Here is a 17940-nt window from a genome sequence, read left to right as displayed (position 1 = left end):
CGCGGGCGGCGCGGGCCGCACCGCCGCTCTGTGCGCGTGCGCCGGTTCCTTGCCTTTCGGTGCGCTGATCCCGCCCGACCCCTGCAGCGCGGTATCGGCATGGCGCGCATTCGGCCTGGTGTGCTTCGTCGCAGACTTCATTGCATGTGCATCCCGCCGTTGATTGCGATATCGGCACCCGTGATAAACGCCGCTTCGTCGGAGCACAGGAACGCCACCAGCGCCGCGATTTCGTCCGGCTGGCCGAGCCGCCCGACCGGAATCTGCGGCAGGATGCGCGTGTCCATCACCTCCTTCGGCACGGCCTCGACCATCTGCGTCGCGAGGTAGCCGGGCGACACCGTATTCACGGTCACACCCTTCTTCGCCACTTCCAGCGCGAGCGATTTCGTAAAGCCGTGCAGCCCGGCTTTCGCCGCCGCGTAATTGGTCTGCCCGTACGCGCCGCGCGAGCCGTTCACCGAACCGATATTGACGACCCGCCCGAAGCCGCGTTCGAGCATGCCGGGCATGAAGGGCTTCGTCATATTGAAGAGCGCGTCGAGGTCGGTGTGCAGCACCGAATCCCAGTCGGCTTTCGTCATCTTCACGAACGTGCGGTCGCAGGTGATGCCCGCGTTGTTGATGAGCACGTCCACATGGCCGAATTGGCCGAGCGCCTGTTCGGCGGCGCGATGGCACGAGTCGTAATCGCTGACGTCCATCTCGTACGTCACGAAGTGACGGCCCGCGGCCTCCTCGGCGTCGAGCCAGGAAAGCACGTGATCGTTGCCGTGCGAGTGCGACACCGCAACCGTCATGCCTGCGTCGCAAAGCCGCCGGCTGATTGCCGCGCCGAGACCGCCCATGCCGCCCGTCACGAATGCGATGCGATTAGCTGCCATGTTGTTCTCCTTGTGTGTGTGCAGCCTGCTTGCCGTTGCCGTGCGCGTGTCCCGCCGCGCCGTGGGTCATGCCGTTCGTCATCGATACACCGTTGGCCACGGCCGCGCCGACGGCACGCTCGAATGCGGCCATCCATTCACGCATGGGCATCGCCGATGCGGTCGCCGCGCCCGGCTCCAGCCCGCCAAGCGTGTCCTGCCAGCTCTGCGCGATGCCGCGTGCCGTATCGGTCCAGGCGCCCGCGCCCTGCATGGCGGCGGCGACGCTCTCTTGCCAGATCGCCGCACTCGCGCCGAGATAGTCGCGCAGCACCGACTGGCTTGCCGTTGCGAAATCGCTCCAGTCCTGCGCGGCGCGCAGCGTCTCCATCACGCCCTCGAGTGCGGCCCGGTCGCGTTCGTAACGGCGTTGCTGAAGCGAGAGAAGCTGCTCGCGCCACTGTTCGCCCTGCGAGAGCATCTGTAGCACAGCAGTGGCGTTGACGCGCCAGGCGTCGAACGAGGGATTGGAAACGGTGACCATGTTCAGTGTCCTCACAAGATTGCAGTGCCCGGCGTGGCGCCAGGTGCGGCGCACCGCGAATAGTGAAGCGTGGACGCAGACATTCCGCGGGGCCGCGAGCAACCCGCAAAGAGCGGGCCACAGGCGGGTAACAAGCGGCGCGACGACAATTGCGTCCCGGCGGTGCATGGAGGATCACGGCGGCTCGTGAAAGGCGGATACGGCCGCGTCTCTACGATGATTCGGAGTGCGGCGAGTTCGAACTACGCCAGATCCCCTCATCATCATAGGCACGAAGAAAGGCCGGCGCGGGGCGAGTGTGCGTGCGCCGGATGATCCAGATCATTTATTAAGATTCATGTGACGCGTGAGCGTCTTTACTTCTATGCTTATTTGCTATTTTCGCGACAGATGATCAGGCACGTGCGAGGCGCTGCATGGGATATCAAGCGCCTTGCCGTGCCTTTCCGCTCACTTACGCGTCGGCTTCCTCAGCACTGCGCACGAGCATGACCGGACGATCGGCCATGCGTAGAAATGCCTCTGCCACGCTGCCGAGCAGCAGGCGTTTCACCCCCGAAAGCCCGCGTGTGCCCATCACGACAAGTTCGGCGTCGTCTTCTGCTGCAATGCGGTAGATCACCCCGGCGATGTCCTCGCCGACGGCATCGGCGGCACGCGTGCTGCCCGAGACGCCCTCCTGCGCGAATACCGTCTTCGCTTCGTCCAGCGCCAACGTGGCGGCATCGTTTGCATTGGGATCGTGCGAGAGTTCTTCGGCATAAGCGGCGCCGACGTCCGCGAGCCGGGCGGGATGCTGCACGACACATAGCGCCTGCACATGGCCGCCTGTCGCCTTCGCGATCTTCACGGCTTCGTCGAGTGCGCGCCGGCCGCTTCGGCTGCCATCAATCGCCACCAGAATCTGCTTGTACATCATGACCTCCCGGGCTGTGCCCATGGTGCGCGGCTCACGCCGCGCGCTGTTTGTCTGATCATTTCCACTACGATTGTCTGATCATTCCACTACATTTGGGTACGGATTAGCCCTCGCGCCAATGCGGTGCGTTGCCACGTTCAGGCGTCGTTGCGGCCGCAAGCACCCGCGTTCAGGTCATTGTCAGCACCGCTGCTCCCGTGAGCCGCCCTGCGCGCAAGTCGGCCAGCGCCTCGTTTGCGCGCGCAAGCGGATAAGGCGTCGCATCGATTTCAAGCGTGTGACGCGCGGCGATCGCCATGAACGCAGCGCCGTCTTCGCGCGTGAGATTCGCAACCGACACGATGCGCCGCTCCTCCCAAAGCCAGGCGTAAGGAAACGCGGGAATGTCGCTCATGTGGATGCCGCCGCAGACAACCGTTCCGCCCTTCGTCACGGCCCGCAGCGCCGCGGGAACGAGCGCGCCGACCGGAGCGAACAGAAGCGCGGCGTCGAGCGGCTCGGGCGGCGCCTCATCGCTGCCGCCCGCCCATGCGGCGCCAAGGCGTCGCGCAAATTGCTGCGCGGCAACATCGCCGGGACGCGTGAACGCGTAGACCGTACGCCCCTCATGACGCGCGACCTGCGCGACGATATGTGCGGCCGCACCAAAGCCGTAAATGCCGATGCGCTCGGCGTCGCCCGCCATCGCGAGCGTGCGATAGCCGATCAGGCCCGCGCACAGCAGCGGCGCAGCTTCGACGTCGCTGTACTGGCGCGGCAAATGAAAGCAGTAGCGGGCGTCGGCGACGGTACGCCCGGCGTAGCCGCCGTCGAGCGTATACCCGGTGAAACCCGGTGCGTCGCAGAGGTTTTCCCGGCCCCGCAGGCAAAAGCGGCAATGGCCGCAGGTGTGGCCGAGCCACGGCACGCCGATGCGGTCGCCGGGCGCGAAGCCGGTCACGCCGCCGCCGGTTGCAGCGACCGTACCGACGATCTCGTGGCCCGGAATCAGGGGCTGCTTCGGATGCTGCAAGTCGCCGTCGACCACGTGCAGATCCGTGCGGCACACGCCGCAGGCACGCACGTCGACCAGCAACTGACCCGCGCCCGGCGTCGGGTCGGGCAGTTCGACTTCGCGCAACAACGGACTCGCGCCATCGAACAACATCGCTCGCATTGCCTGCCTCCTCCTGGAGAAGCGCCACACGCACCGCGGCGCCCGCACGGATCATGTTACGCGGTCGGCGCACGCGCCGCGATCTGAACGACGGTGCAGCATGTTGACGCATTCGGTGCGCGCTATATCTTGCGCGCGTGGGAGCTTCGTGTGGCGCGAATCCTGCGCGTGCGTGCGCCAAATGACACACAAAATATGCCCCAGGTTGCAAGCAGCTTTCGTTAGAATCTGTTGTCGTTGAGGCGAAAAACCTATTTGCGTTGTTGCAGCGGTATCAATTCAAAAATACTGCACACCATAATTCAATTCTTACCGGAGGCAAGCGTGCCAGGTTTACTTCCCAATGTCGACCGCGAGGGGCTCCTCGAATATTCGGTCGTTTACACAGACCGATCGATCAATCACATGTCGAAGCTCTTTCAGGGCGTGATGCACGATATTTCGCGCGCCCTGAAAAAGGTTTACAACGCGAAATCGGCCGTTGTCGTTCCGGGCAGCGGAACGTTCGGCATGGAAGCCGTCGCCCGGCAGTTCGCGACGAACAAGAAGTGTCTGGTCATCCGCAATGGCTGGTTCAGTTTCCGCTGGTCGCAGATTTTCGACATGGGCGGCATTCCGGCCGAATCGACGGTGTTGAAAGCGCGCCCGGTCGAACAGGGAAGGCAGGCCGCCTATGCACCGGCCCCGATCGAAGAAGTCGTTGCCGCAATCAAGGAACACAAGCCTGATCTGGTCTTTGCGCCGCACGTCGAAACCGCCTCCGGGATGATGTTGCCCGAGGCTTATTTGCGCGCGGTCGCCGACGCCGTGCATGCTGTCGGCGGCATGTTCGTGCTGGATTGCATCGCCTCCGGCACGATCTGGGTCGACATGGAAGCGAGTGGCGTCGATGTCCTGATCAGCGCACCGCAAAAGGGCTGGAGCGCACCGCCCTGCTGCGCGCTGGTCATGCTCGGCACGCTCGCCCGCGAACGAATTGAAACCACCACCAGTACCAGCTTCGCCTGCGATCTGCGCAAATGGCTGCAGATCATGGAAGCCTACGAGAACGGCGGGTTCGGATACCACGCGACGATGCCCACGGACAGTCTCGCAACGCTGCGCAACGTGATGATGGAAACCGAGGCATACGGCTTCGACAAGGTGCAAGCCGAGCAGCTCGAACTCGGCAAGCGCATTCGCGCACTGCTGGCTGCAAAGGGTTTCCGGAGCGTGGCGGCCGAAGGTTTTGAGGCACCGGGCGTCGTGGTTTGCTACACGGACGACGATGGCATTCGTTCGGGCAAGAAATTCGCCGATGCCGGCTTGCAGATCGCTCCCGGCGTTCCCCTGCAATGCAACGAGCCGGAAGATTTCCGAACCTTCCGCATTGGCCTGTTCGGCCTCGACAAACTGCATGACATCGAAGGCACGGTCGCGAGGTTCGACAAGGCGTTGGGCAGCTTCCTTTAAATCGCTTTTCCGCAGCAGGTGCGTTGGGTTTTGCCGCAGCGTTTACGGCAGGATTGCAAACGCATCTGCAGGAAGAGCGCTAAAACGCGTTTCATCAACGCAAATGCGCGCGTTCCCGGACTTGAGCCACATCGTCGCAGGTAATGGCCGAAGCATCCGCGAACGCGCGCATGTGCTTAAAGCGCCTTCTTTAAGCACTCTCTCCAGGTGCGTTGCGCGCCACGAACTAAAAAGACTAAAAGCGCATTACACGCCGATCTACCGTCCCGGCTACGAGCGATACGGCAACACGTTCGCATTCAGCGCGCCGAGCCCCTGGCTCGCTATTTGCCGATTCACTGCAGGTCCGTTTTTTCCCACCCATGCTGAGCACCGGCGCTACGTCGACACGTACGGCGACGACATGCCCGGGATCCGCAACTGGCGCTGGTCCGGGGCACGCGGCGAGGCGCAGCCCGGACGCAGCGAGTGAATGAAAAATAGAAGCCGCAAGCTGGAAGCGCTTAACGCGTGCGCCCGAACACGCGCGCGAACGCCGTGACGAATGCGTCGAGCCGGCCGTGCTCGAGGCTGTTGATGCCCGCCGCGCCCACACGGCCATTGCCGCCGGGGAATGCGCGACACAGTTCGTCGGCGCCGCGCGGGCTCGCGAGCGGCGCACGCACGCTCACGGTATAGGTGCCGTCCGTGTTGGTCGTCAACACGGCGTGCGCGCGTGTGGGCTCGCCGGTCGCGAGCGCGTTGCCGAACACGCCGCGCACGCGCCGCGTCCACGGCGCGTCGGGCAGCACGAAAACGCTGCCGTACTGCAGCGCGATCAGCGGCGTAACGGTTTGCGCGAGCGCCAGATCTTCCTTGCGGCATTCGGCGAGACGCTGCACGACAGGCTCCGCAGCGATGAATTCGAACGGATCGGCGTAAGGCTTGAGCGTCTCGTACAGCGTCTGCGGCGCGATGATGAGATCCTCGACGGTGTCGCCATAGGCGTTGTAGTTGATCGAGTCGCCAAGGTCGCGCAGCTGATCCGTCTGCGCCTGCGTGAGCCCCACCTGCGTGGCGAGCGTCTGCGCCGTCGCGCCCAGGTTGTCGCCAAACGCCGCCGTGATCGCCCAGGTGCGGTAGCGGCCAGCCAGATGCCGGTCGACGAGCACGCTCGTGCAGACCTGGGCGGTGGTGTCGATATGTGCGATGAGATTCACGGTTTGCGGCAGATCGCCCGCGTAGTGATGGTCGAAGTACTCGATGCGGATATCCTGGTCGAGCAGCTTCGTGAGCGCCTCACGATTCGAATCGAACGAAATATCGAGCACCGTCAGCGAATCGCCGCGATGCGCGGGCACGCGCGCAACGAGCTCGGTGTCGCGCTTGACGCCCGTGATCAGCGTGGCCTCGCGCGGTCTCGCGAGCCGGAGCTGGTGCAGCGCGCAGATACCGTCTGCGTCGCCATTGAATACGTCGAAGTGCGCCATGTTCTGTCAATCTCAGTACGATAACTTTCACAGTATCGCGCACGAAAGGCCATTCAGACAAAATCCCCCGCAATTGACGCCGTCGGCAGGCACGCAGGCCGACAGCACACCGTCATTGCGCGATGCCGTGTATGCTCGAACGCGATAACGTCCGAAGCATCAGCTCATGTCCGACGCGCCCCATCCCACACGCTCGCAGCACCGGAGCAACCGTCTGCGCGCTGCCCGGCGCCATAGCCGCGCCATCGACGCAGCGCTGCGGCGGGCGGGAACGTATCCGCATCCGGCGGGCCGTATCGTGCGCATCGAAACACATATTTCGGTGGTCTATCTGGCCGGGCGCTACGCGTACAAGATCATGAAGCCCGTCGATTTCGGTTTCGTCGATTTCACCAGGCTCGATGCGCGACGCCGCTGCTGCGAAGCCGAGATCCGGCTCAACCGGCCCTTCTCCGGTGCGATTTACCTCGACGTGAAGCCGCTTTCGATCGACGCGGGACGCTGCCGCCTTGGCCGCGGCAATGGCAACAGCGGCGGCAACGGCAGCGCCCGCGTGATCGATTACGCTGTACGGATGCGGCGCTTCGATCAGCGCGAGCTTTTCTCAAGTCGCATCGCGCATGACGAGCTTGACGACACCGACATCGACAGCGCGGCGCAAAGACTCGCCAAAAACCATTTGCATGCGCAACGGCTCCCACACGGCCCGACGCGGGCCGGAACGGCGGCTTTGCTGCGCGACCAGGTGCTGGCCGCGCTCGCACCGGTCGAGCGCGATCCCCGCACGGCTGAGACCGCTCGAACGGCGCAGCTAAGGCGTTATTGCGAAGGCGAACTCGAACGCCTTGCCGCGCATCTCGATGCACGCCGTGCGAATGGTTTCGTGCGCGCGTGTCATGGCGACCTTCATCTCGACAATCTCATTCGTCACGGCAGCCAGGTGCTGATGTTCGACTGCATCGAATTCAGCGACGACCTGCGCTGGATCGACGTCACCGCCGACCTCGCCTTCCTCGTCATGGATTTGCACGCGCACGGGCGCGCGCGCCACGCGAACCGCCTGCTCGCGCGCTATCTCGAAGCAACCGGCGACTTCGGCGGACTCGCAGCGCTGCCGCTTTACGTGACGTACCGGGCGCTCGTGCGGGCCATGGTCGCGCTGCTCAAGGCGGGGCCGCCGCACGCACAGGCTTCGACGCCTCAAATCGAGGCCGGACCGTACACGCCGTACCTCGAACTCGCAGCCCACACGACGCGCGCGCGCACGCCAACGCTGTTGCTGTGCCACGGCTTGTCGGGTTCCGGAAAATCGGTGGCCAGTCGGGCGCTCGCAGAGCAGATCGGCGCAATCCGAATTTCGAGCGATATCGAACGCAAGCGCGTGCGACCGTTCGCGCCGCCCGAGTTGCAGACGCTGCCTGCGAACGCCTATACGCCCGAAGCCATCGCGGTGCATTACGACCGTCTCGTCGAATTGGCGACTACCGTGCTCGGCGCAGGCTATACCGCGCTCGTGGATGCGACATTCCTGAGGGCCGAGCATCGCGCGCGCTTCGCGGCGCTGGCTCATCGGCTCGAAGTGCCGCTCTTGATCCTTCACTTCCATGCCGCCCCGGCGGTGCTCATCGAACGCGTCAATGCGCGCGCACGCGGGCCACGCGATGCTTCGGATGCGGGGGAAGCGGTGCTCGCGGCGCAGATGGCGAGCGCCGATCCGCTCGATTGCGCGGAACGGCGCGTTACCGTCGACCTGGACACGAATGTGCCGATGGATGCGTTCGCAAGCACCGTGTGGTGGGCGCCGCTTTTCGAAAGAATGAGCGTGCGGGAAACAGGAACCGCGTCCGCATAATCCGCCGGAATCAGCGCGTAACTTCCACAGCACCTCTACGCATCAAAACTGCTTGCGCATTTCCGCAGCGGGCAGCTTCATCATCTGGCGATACTTCGTGACCGTGCGGCGCGCGACGCGCACGCCTTGCCGGTCCAGCTCCTGGGTGAGCACGACATCCGAGAGCGGGTCACGCGGGTCTTCCGAATCGATCATCTCCTTGATGAGCGCGCGCACGGCGGCTGCCGAGCACGTGCCGCCCGTGCGCGTCTCCAGTTCGCGCGGGAAGAAGCGCTTGAATTCGAAAATGCCGCGCGGCGTCGCCATATATTTGTTCCCCGTTGCGCGCGAAACCGTCGATTCGTGCAGGCCGAGTTCGTCGGCGACATCGCGCAGCAGCATCGGCCGCAGGGCAATCTCGCCGTACTGGAAGAACGCCTTCTGCCGCGCGACGATGCATTCGCCCACCCGCAGGATCGTTTCGCAGCGCTTGTGCGCATTGCGGATCAGCCAGCGCGCCTCCTGCAGTTGCTGCGCGAGCGGCGAACGGCTCGTCTGGTCCGAGCGCGCAAACATGTCCGCGTAAAGCTTGTGGATGCGCGCCCGCGGCTCGATGGCCGGATTCACGCTGACAACCCAGCGTCCGCGCACCTGGCGCACGATGACGTCCGGCACGACGTAACCACCGTCCGCGCGGCCGTAACACTCGCCCGGCTTTGGATCGAGATGGCGCACCAGGGCGCAGGCCGACTGCAAAGTGTGGGCATCGCAGCCAAGCTGACGCTGCAGTTCGCCGTTCTCGCGGCGCGCCAGACGTTCGAGATGCTCCGTGACGATCCGGTGCGCGAGATCGCGCTGCGGGGTGTCAACGGGCATCGCTTCGAGTTGCAGCGCCAGACATTCGGACAGCGAGCGCGCGCCGATGCCCGGCCGGTCGAGCGACTGCACCACGCGCAACGCCACACGCAGGCGGTCTTCGTCGAGCGTGTCGCCGACGCCGTCGACGTGCGCGATATCCGCAAGATCCTGGCGCAGGTAGCCGTCGTCGTCGAGCGCTTCGATCACGAGCTGGGCGGCCACGCGATCGAGGTCGTCGAGCGGCGCGAGGCGCAGCGCGTCGTGTAGTTGCTCGCGCAATGATATCGGCGTGCGCACCCACTCGGAGGCTTCGGAGTCGCCGTCGTCGGGGCCGCGATGGTTCGACGCGCGCAGCGATCCGGGCACGGACATTTCGCCGGAATACGATGGCGATTCGAGCGACATCGCACCGTCGTCCATCGCACCGTCCATGCCGTCGCTCGCCACGATCTCGACGCCCGCTTCGGGCACCGCGGCATCGACCGTGCCGATGCCCGCTGCGCCTTGCGCAGCCTCCGCGGCTTCCCCGGTTTCCTGCGCGGGCGGGACGTATTCGAGGAACGGATTGGTGTCGAGTGCTTCGCGGAGTTCTTGCTGGAACTCCAGCGACGACAGTTGCAACAGGCGCACCGCCTGCTGCAGGCGCGGCGTCAGCGCAATTTGCTGGCGCGCGTGAAGCGCGATGGAAGGCATGGCAATTCCGTTCTTGACCGATGAGATTGAACGTCCTCATGCAATACCTGTGCCAGCTTTTATAACTCTCTGACCTGAAACGAAATCGGGTTTGGCGAATCCCTCGTTGCGGCGCACGTGCGCGGCGAGTCAGCGGACATTTTTACAATCGACCGGCAAGATTGGCGCGCTTTTTTCCACCCCCCCGGCTCGTTTAGCCCCGCCAGGCCGCGCTTTAATGCATCCGCAGCAGAATAAACCGCCGTTCGTAGCCTGCCGCAAGGCGATTTTGTGCAGCACGGCGCGGTCCTTGCGGGGATGGGACGGATACCATCGGAAAAGGAGGTTCCACCATGAAATACATCCGGATTCTACAAACCGCTGCGGGTGCCGCCTGCATGATCCTGGCGTTCACGGCCGCCGCGCAGACGAGCGCATCGGAAACGCCTGCGCCCTCGGGCGCTTCGGGCATTTCCGCCACGGCGGGGAAAATCAGCCGGCACGTTGACGACGCATTCATCACGACCAAAGTAAAGGTCGATCTGCTCGCCGCGAAAACAGTGAAGTCCGAACACATTCACGTCAAGACGCACAAGGGCGTCGTTTCGCTCACAGGCACCGTGCCGAGTGCCGAAGATCGCGATAACGCGAAGCTGGTCGCGCAGAACGTGGCCGGCGTAACGGAGGTAAAGGATCATTTGAAGGTCGTGGCCCGTTGAGCACCGCTTGATGCGGTGTCCCGGAAATTGCCACCAACATCCCTGCTCTGCATGAATGGGCCGCGCACCGCGCACTGTGCGGTGCGCGGCCACGTCCTGCTAACCGCGTTCCGGCTGGCTGACACAGCGACGGGTTACGCCGCGGACGGCGTGTAAGCCGATTCACCCGCGTTCGCCCGAATTCGGATAATCACCAAAATAATTCGAGATGCTAATCGGTCATATCGATGCAATCGGTAGATTGCAGCATTGCGGCTTTCTTTTTTGGAGGGATAGCAATGCAGCATTGCCGATACGAAACACAACACGCACCGCATTCGCCGGGCCGACGCAGACTGATGCAGCGGACGGTTCAAGGCGCGTTTGGTGCGCTGATGCTGCCGGTAGTCGGCAGTTCGCTGCTAACGGCTTGCGGGGGGAATGACAGTACAGCCACGGCCACGCCAACGAGTCCCGCGCCGGTTGCACCGACGCCACCTACACCGATTCTCGCTTCGGTCAACAACTTTCGCGACCTTGCAGGCGCCGACGACAATATGGCTTATCGGACCGCTAGCGGGCAGAAACTGCGTCGAGGCGTGTTTTACCGGTCTAACGCACTCGCCCTGTCCGCTGCGGACCTCACAACGATCAACACTCTGGGAATCAAGGCCGTCTATGACCTGAGAACCGGCTCGGAAATTACGCAGGCGCCGGATACCGTGCCAGCCGGTGCGAAATACGTCAACGTCGATATTCTCGGGAGCAGTAACGTGGTCGTGCCCACGCTCCAGTCACCCGCCGACGCCGCTGCCTTTATGGAGAAAATCGAACGGCAATTCGTCACCGATGCAGGCATACGCGCGCGAATCGGCGAGGCGCTCACGGGCATGGCCAACGGTGCGAATGCCCAGCTTTTTCACTGCACCGCCGGAAAGGATCGCGCAGGCTGGATCGCGGCGATTCTGCTGACGCTCGCAGAAGTGCCGGAAAGCGTGGTGATTCAGGATTATCTGCTGACCAACATTTATTCCGCGGCGTCTATCGAGTCGCAATACAACGCCATGATTGCCCACTATGGGCAGACCTATGCCGACAACTTCTATCCGCTGCTTGGCGTTCAGACACATTTCCTGTTGGCCGGCTTTAACCAGGCAGTGACAAGCTTCGGTTCGACGAGCGGCTATATCACCGAAGGTCTGAACCTGAGTAGCAGCACACAGAATCTGCTGAAATCGAAATTGCTTGGTTGATAAAGCGTCTGCTCGCGCGCTTTCATTCGTGTTGAATGGGCCGCGCACCGTGCGGTGCGCGGCCACGTCCTGCGATTTACTTCAACGTACTGTTATCCGCGTTCCGACTGGCTGATCAAATCACGCCGCCGCTCACCCTGGCGTGCAAACATCCAGCCCGGATATTCGGCGGGCAGACGGCTCACATCGTCGAGCACGGCGAGTTCCTCAGCCGAGAGCTTCACCTTCGTCGCGGCTACGTTGTCGTCGAGTTGATCGATGCGCTTCGCTCCGACGATCACCGATGTCACCACGGGCTGATGCAGCAGCCACGCAAGCGCGATCTGCGCGACCGACACGCCTTTTTTGTCGGCAATCGAGCGCATCGCATCGACACAGTCCCACGCGCGCTCGCGCTCCACCGGCGGAAAATCGAACGTCGTACGCCGGCTGCCCGCCTCACCGTCCTTGTCGCGCCCGTACTTGCCGCTCAGCAGCCCGCCCGCGAGCGGGCTCCAGACCATCAGTCCCAGTCCTTCGCTCGCGAGCATCGGCACCAGTTCGCGCTCGAGATCGCGGCCCGCGATCGTGTAGTACGCCTGTAGCGACTGAAAGCGCGCAAGCCCACGATGCTGCGCGATGCCGAGCGCCTTGACGATCTGCCACGCCGCCCAGTTCGATACGCCCACGTAGCGCACGTGGCCCTGCTGCACGAGCGTGTCGAGCGCGCGCACGGTTTCCTCGACCGGCGTCGCCGGATCGAAACCGTGGATCTGGTACAGGTCGATGTGATCGAGTTGCAGACGTTTGAGGCTCGCCTTCACGCCATCCATGATGTGGTAGCGCGTCGCGCCGCTCTGGTTGGGCGACTCGCCCATCGGACCGAAAACCTTCGTCGCGATCACGACCTGGTCGCGCGGGATCTTGAGGTTCCTGAGGGCCTGTCCGGTGATCTGCTCGGACACGCCCTGCGAATAGACATCGGCGGTGTCGATGAAATTGATGCCGGCGTCGATGGCGCGGCCCACAAGGCGATCGGCGTCGGCCTGCTGGACGTCGCCGATCTGGTGCCAGATACCGTCGCCGCCGCCGAAAGTCATCGTGCCGAGACACAGTTCCGAAACGAACAGACCGGTGTGGCCAAGGGTGTTGTATCGCATGTCGAGACTCCGTGCTGGGTTCATGGAAAAACCAACGGGGCGAGCATACCGCTCGATGCGCGAGCGTGCAGAAAGCGAACCCGGATGCAGGATGCTGCCGTGCTCGTGCCGCGCCATGACGGCCTGATGTGCCGCTCCGGCACGCCGCGCGATTGCAAGAAAGGCGCCTGGTAGCCGCTTCGTAGTCGCCTGGTAGTCGCGTGGCAGGCGCGCGCAAAAGCTGCGAGACTGCATCGTGTGTGCGCGCGGGAACCACGCGCGACACGTCCCCAACTGCGTGCGCATGACTTCATCCTCTTCCGCTCCAGATCGCAGTGCCCTCGCTGCCGCCGACGATCCGCTCGCGCGCTTTCATCCGTGCGTCGCGGGCTGGTTCAGGCGCAGCTTCGAGGCGCCAACCACCGCCCAGCGCGCCGCCTGGCCGCTGATCGCGAGCCGCCGCGCGACGCTCGTCGCCGCCCCGACGGGCTCCGGCAAAACGCTCACGGCATTCCTCGCCGCACTCGACGAACTCGTGCGCGAAGGCCTCGCGAACGGCGGCGCGCTGCCCGACGCCACGCTCGTCGTCTACGTTTCGCCGCTCAAGGCGCTCTCGAACGACATCCGGCTCAACCTGGAGCGCCCGCTCGAAGGCATCGCGGAAGAACTCGCGCGGCTCGGCCTGCCGCCCGTCGACATCCGCACCGCCGTGCGCACCGGCGACACGCCGCAATCCGAACGCGCCGCGCTACGCAAACGCGCGCCGCACATCCTCGTGACGACGCCCGAATCGCTCTATGTGCTGCTCGGCTCGGAGTCCGGACGACGCATGCTCGCGAGTGCCCGCAGCGTGATCGTCGACGAAATCCATGCGCTCGCGGGCAACAAGCGCGGCTGCCATCTCGCGCTCAGTCTCGAACGGCTCGACGCGTTGTGCGGCCGGCGGCTCCTGCGCATTGGGCTGTCGGCGACGCAAAAGCCGATCGATACGGTCGCGCGCTTTCTCGTCGGCATGGGCGCGAACACGGATGCGCCGCCGGCCTGCGAGATCGTCGACACGGGACACGCGCGCGCACGCGATCTGGCGCTCGAAGTCCCGCCCGTGCCGCTCGAAGCGGTGATGGCCAATGACGTGTGGGAGCGCGTCTACGACCGCCTCGCCGAGCTCGTCGCGCAGCATCGCACGACGCTCGTGTTCGTCAACACGCGCCGCATGGCGGAGCGCGTCGCGCGGCATCTCACGGACCGGCTCGGCGCCGATGCAGTGGCCGCGCACCACGGCAGCCTCGCGCGCGAGCACCGCTTCGACGCCGAGCAGCGCCTCAAGCGCGGCGACCTGCGCGTGCTCGTGGCGACGGCGTCGCTGGAGCTGGGCATCGATATCGGCGATGTCGATCTCGTCTGCCAGATCGGCTCGCCGCGCTCGATCGCGGGTTTCTTGCAGCGCGTTGGCCGCTCGGGTCACCAGGTCGGCGGCGTGCCGAAGGGGCGCCTGTTCCCGACTTCGCGCGACGATCTGGTCGAATGCGCAGCGCTGCTCGATTGCGTGCGGCGCGGCGAGCTTGACCGGCTCACCGTGCCCGACGCGCCGCTCGACGTGCTCGCGCAACAGATCGTCGCGGAAGTAGCCTGCGACAGCTGGGACGAAGATGCGCTCTTCGCCCTCGTGCGCCGCGCGATGCCCTGGGCAGGACTCGAACGGACGCAGTTCGACGCGGTTCTGCGCATGCTCGCCGAGGGCTACACGAGCCGCCACGGACCGCGCGCGGCGTATCTGCATCGTGACGCCGTGAACCGGGTGCTGCGCGGACGGCGCAGCGCCCGGCTCGTCGCGCTCACGTCGGGCGGCACGATTCCCGATAACGCCGACTACACGGTGCTGCTCGAACCGCAGGGCCTGCAGATCGGCACGGTCAACGAAGATTTTGCGGTCGAGAGCATTGCGGGCGACGTGTTTCAACTCGGCAATGCGTCGTACCGCATTCTGCGCATCGAGGCGGGCCGCGTGCGTGTCGAGGACGCGCAGGGACAGCCGCCGAACATTCCGTTCTGGCTCGGCGAGGCACCGGGGCGCAGCGACGAGTTGTCGGCTGCGATTGGTCGGTTGCGCACACAAATCGAAAGTGTGCTGCGCGCAACGGATGAAAATGCGCCGGACGCATTGCCGGCAGAACCAGCGGAAAGCGTCGTGGACCGATCCATTGCCGGGGCGGAACCGGGGCAGGCCGTTAGTTGCAATTCAGCGAGTGAGCACGGAAACGATCCGCAGCCCGCCGCGGCCGCGGTCGAACGCGTGTGCCAGTGGCTCATCGACGCGCTTGGAACCGACGCCGCCGCCGCGCGCCAGATCGCCGAATATCTCGCGCGGGCGCACGCCGCCCTCACCGTCCTGCCCACCCGCGAGACGCTCGTGATGGAGCGCTTCTTCGACGAATCGGGCGGCACGCAACTTGTGATCCATTCGCTCTACGGCAGCCGTATCAACCGCGCCTGGGGGCTCGCGCTGCGCAAGCGCTTCTGCCGCCAGTTCAACTTCGAATTGCAGGCCGCCGCCACCGAAGACGCGATCATCCTCTCGCTCACCGGCGCGCACAGCTTCGCGCTCGACGATGTGTGGCGCTACCTGCATTCGAATACGGCCGAGCATCTGCTCGTGCAGGCGCTGCTCGACGCGCCTCTTTTTGGCGTGCGCTGGCGCTGGAACGCGACGACTGCGCTCGCGCTGCCGCGCCAGACCGGCGGGCATAAAACGCCGCCGCAGATCCAGCGCATGCGCAGCGAGGACCTGCTCGCGGCGGTGTTTCCCGATCAGGTGGCGTGCGTCGAAAATCTCGCGGGCGAGCGCGAGATTCCGCGGCATCCGCTCGTCGATCAGACGCTCGATGACTGCCTGCATGACGCGATGGACACCGAAGGCTGGCTCGCGCTGCTGCGTCGCATCGAGGCGCGCGAGGTGCGGCTCGTGTCGCGTGAGCTGAACGCGCCGTCGCCCCTCGCCGCCGAAATTCTCACGGCGCGCCCGTATGCGTTCCTCGACGACGCGCCGCTCGAGGAACGCCGGACCCAGGCCGTGCTGAGCCGCCGGTGGAGCGATCCCGAATCGGCGGACGATCTCGGCGCGCTCGACGTGGAGGCGATTGCGAGCGTGTGCGAAGAAGCCTGGCCGCAGGCGCGCGACACCGATGAAATGCATGACGCGCTCACCACGCTCGGCGGCATCGCCGAACACGAAGCGCAACGCGAAGCACATTGGATCGAGTGGCTGCACGCGCTGGCGAAGGCGGGTCGCGCAACCCGGCTGGCAATTTCGGAACACGACGCGCTCTGGGTGAGCGCCGAACGATTCGCGTGCGTGCGCGCGATCTATCCTCAGGCCCGCTGCGAACCGGCGCTGAAGCCGCCGCCCGAATACGATGCGGCGTGGACCGAAGAGGCCGCGCTCGTCGAGGTGGTGCGTGCGCGCCTTTCGGGCTTCGGCCCGCTGACGGTTGCGCAGGTCGCGCGGCCGCTTGCGCTGGAGGCGAGCGTTGCCGCGCTTGCACTCACCGCGCTCGAAGCGCAGGGCACGGCAATGCGCGGTCGCTTCACGCCAGGCGAGCGCGAGGAGCAATGGTGCGAGCGCCATCTGCTCGCGCGCATTCACCGCTATACGGTGCGCAAGCTGCGGCGCGAGATCGAACCGGTCCAGCGCCATGATTTCATGCGCTTCCTGTTCGAATGGCAGGGCGTCGCTCCCGCTGCACGCGGATCGGGCCGCGACACGCTCGTCGCCGCGATCGAACAGATGGAGGGCTGGGAAGCGCCCGCACTCGCATGGGAGGACGAGATCCTGCCCGCGCGCATCGACGATTTCACGCCGATGATGCTCGACGAACTGTGCCGTTCTGGGTGGCTCGCATGGGGACGGTTGCCCGGGCGCGTGCTATCGGGAACAACCGTGCGCAGCACACCGGTCGTTTTGCTGCCCCGGCGTGAACTCGCGCGCTGGACCGCGCTGCTCGAAGCGCCCGAAACGGCAGCGCTTGGGCCGCGCGCGCGACGTGTCTACGAAACGCTGCTGCGGCACGGTGCGATGTTCTTCGACGAACTGGCCGCCGACGCACATCTGCTCGGCGTGGAACTGGAAAACGCGCTGGGCGAGCTGGTCGCGGCGGGACTGGTCAATGCGGACAGTTTCGCCGGACTGCGCGCGCTCGTGAAACCGGCAGCGAAGCGCAATGCACACCACGGACGCCGCCGGCCACGCGGTTTCGCACCGCTCGTGGGCGGCATGGCCGACGCGGGACGCTGGGCCGTGCTTAGACGCATCGAACTGCCTGCTGGTCAGGTGATTGATGCACGCGGTGGTGCACGCGATGGTGCACCCGAAGCGAAGGACGCAGCAGCGGAGCTGCACGATGCTCCCGCTGCCGACAGCGGAAGCATCACGCCTCGCGACCTGGCGACGACGGCAAGCGAACCCGCACGGCAGCGCGTCACCACGGCGTTACGCCGCACGAATACGGACCCGGAATTGATGGAGCACGTCGCGAACGTGCTGCTGCGGCGCTATGGCGTGGTCTGCTGGCAGTTGCTGAATCGCGAGGCGTCCTGGCTGCCGCCGTGGCGCGATCTGCTGCGCGTGCTGCATCGCATGGAGGCACGCGGGCATCTGCGCGGCGGGCGTTTCGTCACCGGTCTCTCGGGCGAACAGTTCGCCCTGCCGGAAGCCGTCGCGCTCCTGCGCGATGTGAGGAGACGCGGTGCCGAAGAAGGCGCGCTCGTCTGCATTTCGGCGGCCGATCCGCTCAATCTGGTCGGCACACTGCTGCCCGGCGAGAAAGTGCCCGCCGTGGCGGGCAACCGCGTCGTGTTCCGCGACGGCGTACCGGCCGCGACGCTGATCGCCGGGCGGACCAGCTTCCTCGACGCATTCGACGATGCCACACGCGCGGCGTTGCAGGCGCGGCTCGCCCGGCCATGGCTCGCTGGCCTTAGCGGCCAGAGTGGCCGTAGCGGGCATGGCGGCCATCAGGCCGACGCGCCCGTTACCGGGTGACGCGGCGAAGCACGCTCGCGTCGCTGCGGTGACAAGCGGTGTGATCGATAGAGATCGGGGCACACGCCT

Annotated in this window: 13 protein-coding genes; 6 read left to right on the top strand and 7 right to left on the bottom strand. The window is 65.2% G+C overall.

Annotated features, from left to right (window positions below):
• Window positions 1–137: 137 nt before the first annotated feature.
• From phbB to Q0L30_RS11765, 4 genes are all read right to left on the bottom strand, one after another.
• Window positions 138–884: an acetoacetyl-CoA reductase gene (gene phbB, locus Q0L30_RS11780; RefSeq protein ID WP_296655118.1), complete on the bottom strand. Its 747-nt coding sequence runs from the start codon at window positions 882–884 to the stop codon at window positions 138–140.
• Entirely contained in the window at window positions 874–1407 is a 534-nt protein-coding gene (locus tag Q0L30_RS11775; RefSeq protein WP_296655116.1) for a hypothetical protein, read from the bottom strand. The genes phbB and Q0L30_RS11775 overlap by 11 nt, the downstream gene beginning before the upstream one ends.
• A 454-nt stretch (window positions 1408–1861) precedes the next feature.
• Window positions 1862–2323 carry a universal stress protein gene (locus Q0L30_RS11770; RefSeq protein ID WP_296655331.1) on the bottom strand — a complete coding sequence of 154 codons (462 nt, stop codon included), beginning with the start codon at window positions 2321–2323 and terminating at the stop codon, window positions 1862–1864.
• A 172-nt stretch (window positions 2324–2495) separates the two neighbouring features.
• Window positions 2496–3482 carry a zinc-dependent alcohol dehydrogenase family protein gene (locus tag Q0L30_RS11765; protein ID WP_296655114.1) on the bottom strand — a complete coding sequence of 329 codons (987 nt, stop codon included), beginning with the start codon at window positions 3480–3482 and terminating at the stop codon, window positions 2496–2498.
• A gap of 324 nt (window positions 3483–3806) precedes the next feature.
• Between Q0L30_RS11765 and Q0L30_RS11760 the strand changes: the two genes are divergently transcribed.
• Window positions 3807–4934, top strand: a complete 1128-nt coding sequence (locus tag Q0L30_RS11760) for an aminotransferase class V-fold PLP-dependent enzyme (RefSeq protein WP_296655329.1) — start codon at window positions 3807–3809, stop codon at window positions 4932–4934.
• Between the two features lie 121 nt (window positions 4935–5055).
• Window positions 5056–5406, top strand: a complete 351-nt coding sequence (locus Q0L30_RS11755; protein ID WP_296655112.1) for a hypothetical protein — start codon at window positions 5056–5058, stop codon at window positions 5404–5406.
• 31 nt (window positions 5407–5437) lie between these two features.
• On the opposite strand, the gene Q0L30_RS11750 is transcribed toward Q0L30_RS11755, so the two are convergent.
• Window positions 5438–6403: an acetyltransferase gene (locus Q0L30_RS11750; RefSeq protein ID WP_296655111.1), complete on the bottom strand. Its 966-nt coding sequence runs from the start codon at window positions 6401–6403 to the stop codon at window positions 5438–5440.
• A gap of 166 nt (window positions 6404–6569) precedes the next feature.
• On the opposite strand from Q0L30_RS11750, the gene Q0L30_RS11745 reads away from it, so the two are divergent.
• A complete protein-coding gene (locus tag Q0L30_RS11745; protein WP_296655109.1) occupies window positions 6570–8255 on the top strand; it encodes a bifunctional aminoglycoside phosphotransferase/ATP-binding protein in 1686 nt (561 codons plus the stop codon).
• Between the two features lie 42 nt (window positions 8256–8297).
• Here Q0L30_RS11745 and Q0L30_RS11740 read toward each other — a convergent pair whose 3' ends face one another.
• Window positions 8298–9785 (bottom strand): RNA polymerase factor sigma-54, encoded by a 1488-nt coding sequence (locus Q0L30_RS11740; protein ID WP_296655108.1) that lies wholly within the window; start codon window positions 9783–9785, stop codon window positions 8298–8300.
• A gap of 332 nt (window positions 9786–10117) precedes the next feature.
• Here Q0L30_RS11740 and Q0L30_RS11735 point away from each other — a divergent pair, with 332 nt between their 5' ends.
• Both Q0L30_RS11735 and Q0L30_RS11730 read left to right on the top strand, forming a co-directional pair.
• A complete protein-coding gene (locus Q0L30_RS11735) occupies window positions 10118–10483 on the top strand; it encodes a BON domain-containing protein (RefSeq protein WP_296655105.1) in 366 nt (121 codons plus the stop codon).
• Between the two features lie 338 nt (window positions 10484–10821).
• On the top strand, window positions 10822–11715 hold the full coding sequence (locus Q0L30_RS11730; RefSeq protein WP_296655104.1) for a tyrosine-protein phosphatase: 894 nt from the start codon (window positions 10822–10824) through the stop codon (window positions 11713–11715).
• A gap of 92 nt (window positions 11716–11807) precedes the next feature.
• Here Q0L30_RS11730 and Q0L30_RS11725 read toward each other — a convergent pair whose 3' ends face one another.
• A complete protein-coding gene (locus tag Q0L30_RS11725; RefSeq protein WP_296655102.1) occupies window positions 11808–12854 on the bottom strand; it encodes an aldo/keto reductase in 1047 nt (348 codons plus the stop codon).
• A 283-nt stretch (window positions 12855–13137) separates the two neighbouring features.
• Here Q0L30_RS11725 and Q0L30_RS11720 point away from each other — a divergent pair, with 283 nt between their 5' ends.
• The gene (locus Q0L30_RS11720; protein WP_296655101.1) at window positions 13138–17871 is read left to right on the top strand and encodes a DEAD/DEAH box helicase; all 4734 of its coding nucleotides are present in this window, start codon (window positions 13138–13140) and stop codon (window positions 17869–17871) included.
• Window positions 17872–17940 lie beyond the last annotated feature (69 nt).

The sequence above is a fragment of the Paraburkholderia sp. genome, from assembly GCF_024281035.1.
GTDB lineage: Bacteria > Pseudomonadota > Gammaproteobacteria > Burkholderiales > Burkholderiaceae > Paraburkholderia.
This window is presented reverse-complemented; position numbering and strand designations above follow the sequence as displayed.